Annotated in this window: 3 protein-coding genes; all 3 read right to left on the reverse strand. The window is 62.9% G+C overall.

The window, feature by feature from the left end; translation table 11 throughout:
* The coding region (locus RBT54_RS18195) for a DUF262 and DUF1524 domain-containing protein (protein ID WP_320368402.1) at positions 1–1,961 on the reverse strand (1,961 nt) is incomplete at its 3' end.
* A 9-nt stretch (positions 1,962–1,970) separates the two neighbouring features.
* Positions 1,971–2,789: a DUF4391 domain-containing protein gene (locus tag RBT54_RS18200; RefSeq protein WP_320368403.1), complete on the reverse strand. Its 819-nt coding sequence runs from the start codon at positions 2,787–2,789 to the stop codon at positions 1,971–1,973.
* A partial coding sequence (locus tag RBT54_RS18205) for a DEAD/DEAH box helicase (RefSeq protein ID WP_320368404.1) occupies positions 2,786–5,098 on the reverse strand: 2,313 nt, incomplete at its 5' end. The genes RBT54_RS18205 and RBT54_RS18200, both read right to left, overlap by 4 nt.

The raw sequence follows: 5,098 nt of genomic DNA on the forward strand, positions 1-5,098 counted from the left end.
TTGAACGGCATGTTCAAGGACAAACGCAGTCGGCGGACCTGCGGCACGACGTCGACAAAGTTGGTCTCGGCCTTGTAGGCCACATAGAGCTTGAGGAATTCCTCGGTGACGCAGGCGTCCAGTTCGAGGACCGCCTTACGCAAGGCTTCGAAGAGCTCGCGCATGGGGCCACCGACCAGGTGCGGATGATCGTCGATGCTGTATTGCTGCGGGGCGCTCTTGCCGGCCGCGGGCCGGTAGGCGTCGAGCACCCCGCTATCGAGTACGGGGGCGGCCCAGACCTTGGCGGCCTCCTTCGCGAGGCGTTCGGCACGGGCCTTGATGGCGTCCTCGTTCCATTGCGCCACTTCGCCCAGCCCGTCGTTAATGTTTAGCGCGCTGAACTTGAAGCCGATTTTCTTGCCGTCGGCGTTCGTAACCTGGTCGCGCTTGTAGGCAAAGGGGGTGTCGCTGTATTCGCTGTTGTAGCCGGTGAGCGTGAGGTTGCCCAGCGTGTGCAGCCAGGTCTGCTGGATGCGCTGCCACTCCGGCCCAAGCTCGGCCTGCCACTCGGGCGACAGTGCCTCGTTCTGCGGCAGGATGTGCTCGATGGTGTAGTTCTCGACCACGACGCGTTCCTTGCGGCCGTGATTCTCCAGGCGGCGCAGCCAATAGCTGCGGCTGCGGAAGTTGTAGAGGTCGCGCAGCTTGATGTCGCGCTGAAACTCCTCATCGCTCGGGAAGCGTCGGTAAGACGGCATGAGCAGGAAGGCCGCCTTCACGCTTTCAAGGTAGCGGTCCTTCTTCAGGCTGCGGCTCAAGCCGGCGAAGGTCTTGTTGAGCGAGTTGGTCGGAATGGCGCAAATGGCGCGGCGGAACACGTAGCTTTCCACCAGCCGGATAATGCCGAGCAGCTCATCCGTGGTGAGCCGGTCTTGCTTGTAGTCGTGGTAGGCGTCGAGCAGGAAGGGATAGGCGACATCCACCTTCAGCTCGCGCAGATCATGGAAAGCCTGCTTGAGTGCTGGCTGGGCTTCTGCGCCCAGCGCCATGGCGCAGTAGTAGCTGGCGTAGGCGTGGATGTCGGCGACGAGTGCCTTGGTGTCGATCTGGCTATCGCGGGCGAAAGCCTTGAACGCGGCATAGACCTCGCGCACGTTGGGGATCTCGCCGGTCTTGGCGGTGAGGTAATGACGCATGAAGGGATCGAAGTGCGTCACGTAGGCGGCTTGGCCGAAAGCCTTTTCCATCGGCCGCCAGTAGTTCTTGTAGAGCTCGGTCTGCAACTTGGGCTCAAGGCCCATCAGGATGTAGTTGCGAATCAGGTCGGCCTGGCTGAGCTCCAGACCGGTCGAATTCATGCTTTCGAAGATGAGCTGGGGGTTGTCCTGCGAGCGATCGAGCGACACATCGACGATCACGAGCTTGGCAAGGCCCTGGCAGATCGCCTCCAGCTCGCCCTCGTGCTTCTGGATGAGGTCCTGGAACAGGCCGTAGTTCTGCTCGATGCGGCTGCTGATCTCGGCGGGCATCGGCGCACCCTTGAGGATCGCGAGCAGGGTGTCCTTGTCGGTTTCGGACAGGATCAGCTTGAAGTGACGCTCCCCTTCCTCGTCCGGGTTGAGGAGGTAGTAGTTACGCAGCTTCTTGGCCGAAAAGGCATCGAGGAGCTCGGCGATGCCCTTGTCTTCGAAGTGCTTGGCAAGCGCGGCGATCAGCAAGGTACTGGTGGTGAGGCGCTGCTGGCCGTCGATGACAAGAAGCGCCTCCTGGCTGGTGACCGTCGACAACCCGCGTTCGACATAGACGATAGAGCCGATGAAGTGCGCGCTGATCGCCTCTTCGCGCCCGGCACGCAGGAGGTCCGCCCAGAGCTGGCGGCATTGCTCCTCGGTCCACGAGTAGTTGCGCTGATAAATCGGGATGACGAACTGGGGTGACTTGCGCAGGAACTTGAGCAGGTTGGCTTCGGTTGCTTTCACTTGCGTCCTTCAGATGCTTGCGGCGACACGCTGGCGCTCTGCCAGCAGTGCCTTGATCTCGAGATTGGCCGCCACCTGGCGGGCCATCTGTTTTTCTTTGGCGGCCTTGCTGCGCAGCTGGCTGAGCGAGGCATCCAGCTCGCGGCAGCGCTGCAGGGCCGAACGCCGTTGTGCGGCATGTTCGGGCGAGACGCTGGGGACGAAGCAGCCGCTCACTGCGACCGCTTCCCAGGCGCCAAGAGTGTCGATCCAGCCCTGGTAGAGGGCGTACAGATCCGTCCGAGCTTGTTTGTGCAGCGGCAGCGCTTCGAGGAACTGCTGCTGAGCTAGGGCGTTCGCTGGCCCACTCTCGTCGGGCAATGGCAGCAGCGTCGCCAAGGTCAGCTCACCATCGAGCACCATCTTGTCCGACTCCTTCTGCGCCCAGCGGATGTGCGCCATCGACAGCAGAAGCCGGTCTTCGTCCTCCAGGAGCAGCAGGGCCGGGTACGGAATCGCGCGATGCAGTAGCTCGGCGAGGCGCTGGATCTTGCCACTCGCCCCGTTGGGCTGTTTCGGGCTGCGAAGCTGGACTGCAAGCACGGCGAGTTCCAGATAAGTGCGCGTCGGGTCCTCGTATGCAGGCACGCCAGCATTCGCCGGCTTGAGCGCGGCTACCCAGGTCGCCTCTTCGATGTACTCCTGGATCAGCCTGCGGTCAGCCGGCGTCGGGGCGCCATTATCCGCCAACATTTTCTTCGGGATGCGCTGTTGCACCAGCGCGTCGGCCGGCAGATCGAGTGCGGCGACGAGTCGGCCGGACGTGAGACGCGCCGGATTCCCGGTCATGCACCACTCCGTTCGCCCGCGCCGGGCAGCACGACCAGGTAGGCGAGCACCTCGAAGTCGCTGACACCCGCAAACTCGCCCTTGAGGGCGTGCGTGCCGCCAGGCGAAAACAGGCTCGCGACCGCACGCTCCTCGGACTTGCCCACGATGGAGGCCACCGCAGCCGAAAGTTGGCGTTGGGCGTGGCGCATGTCTTCGCCGCCGCCGGTGCTGCGCTCGAATCGTGCGCAGGCAAGCGCATCGGGCAGGTCGCGCCCCACGCTCAGGCGCTTGAGGCGGTCGAGGATCTGTTTGGCCTGGGTGTACGGCAGGAGCACCGCCGAATCGTCGCCCACATGGACGAGATAGTGCGGCGCAAGGGGGTAGCTTGGGTCGATCGTCTTCTCTGCCGCGGCGCCTTCAGCACGCAGGCAGAAGATGACGCCAGGGGCGATATCGGCATCGATGCTGGTGGTGATGGCGCAGCAGCCCAGTGGCATGGTCTCCAGCCGCCCAGGGTGAGCTCGGGCGTACTCGGCAAGGTCTATGCGGAAGTCGGTGAGTGTGAGGTCGGTGATGGCAACGCCGCTCGACAAATCTTCGAGGTCGATCACCGTTTCCTGCAGCTTCAGCAACTGTTTGCGGCGGTACTCCAGATCGTTCATCTGGTTACCCGACTGCTGCTCGATGATGTTTTCCTCGCCGGTGGCAGAGATGTCGAGCAGTACCATGCGTCCGCTGACGCGTTGCTCCAGGTTGATGTATTCCTCCAGCTCCATGTTGGGCCAGAAGTTCACCAGCTGGATCCGCGTGTTGGTGGAGCCGATGCGGTCGATACGGCCAAAGCGCTGGATGATGCGCACCGGGTTCCAGTGGATGTCGTAATTGATCAGCCAGTCGCAGTCCTGCAGGTTCTGGCCTTCGCTGATGCAGTCGGTGGCGATCAGGATGTCGAGCTCTCCCTCGTGCGCCAGCTCTGCTGGGCGCTCCTTCGAGCGCGGCGAGAAGGCGGTGAGGATGCTCGTGAGGTCGCGCCGCAGGCCTGGCAGGGTAGTCTGGTTACGCCCTGCACCGGTGACCAGTGCGCTGTCCAGCCCGAGTTCGGCCTTGGCCCAGGGCGCGAGCTGTTCGTATAAGTAGCTCGCCGTGTCGGCAAAGGCGGTGAAGATGATGAGCTTTCGGTTGCCCTCGTTGATCGGCGCTGCGCACTTGGCTGCGATCTGATCCCGCAAGCGAATCAGTTTGTCGTCACGATCGGCGGTCACCTGCTCCGCAAGCGCGTGCAGCGTCGCCAGCCGGTTGCGGTCCTCGATGAGGTCTTGCTTCCAGCGCAACAAGTCGACGTCGCTCAGCAACACCTTGACCTTTCTGCCGACGAGCAGCGTCTCGAAAGCCGGGTCGTCGATATCCACATCAGCGATATCGAGTTCCTCGATTTCATCGTTGTGCGCCTCGATCTGGGCGAGCGTCGCCTCGACGTCGTGCAATTGCCGCTGAACGGTGAGCGCGAACGACGACACCGCGCTTTCCATGCGCTTGAGCACGTTGACCCGCAGCAGGTGGATCAGGCTTTCCTCGCGGTCGACCTGACGGAAGAAGCTCTCCCCGCCACGAATCTGGGTGCTGTACTTGGCGTCGTAGGCTTGTTGCTTGTGCGGCAGCACGTAGCGCAAGGGCGCGTAGGCTGCCAGGTTGAGCCGACGGATCTCGAGGTTGATGTCACGAATGGAGCGGAAGGCGCCGGCACGGTCGACGTCGGCCTTGATATTGATGGGCGGCAGGCGCTCGGGGAATCGTCCGGTCTCGTGGGTGCCATAGTACTTCTCGATGTGGCGCCGGGAGCGTGCGATGGTGAGGTGGTCGAGCAAGGCGAAGTAGTCGAAGCCCAGCATCTCGATGAGAAGCGAGGGCGTCTTGTCCTCGTTCGGCAGCTCCAGCCAGCGGTTGAAGGCCTTCTGCGCGCGACGCGTGGTGCTGTCGATGCTGGCGATGCCGTGCTCGAACAATGCCGTGTCGTCGCCTTCGGTGACGAAGGCGATCTGGTTGCGCAGGTCGGCCAGGCGGTTGTTCACCGGCGTGGCCGAGAGCATGAGCACGCGCGTCTTGACCCCCTCGCGGATGATCTTGCGCATCAGGCGGTCATAGCGGGTTTCGTTGCCTTGGCGCGGCGATTTCTTGTTGCGGAAGTTGTGCGACTCGTCGATCACCACCAGGTCGTAGTTGCCCCAGTTCACATGGGACAGATCGATGTCGCCGGAGTGACCGCCGTCGCGCGACAGGTCGGTGTGGTTCAGAACGTCGTAGTTGAAGCGGTCGGAGGCCAGCACGTT

Source organism: Thauera sp., from assembly GCF_034003485.1.
Lineage (GTDB): Bacteria > Pseudomonadota > Gammaproteobacteria > Burkholderiales > Rhodocyclaceae > Thauera.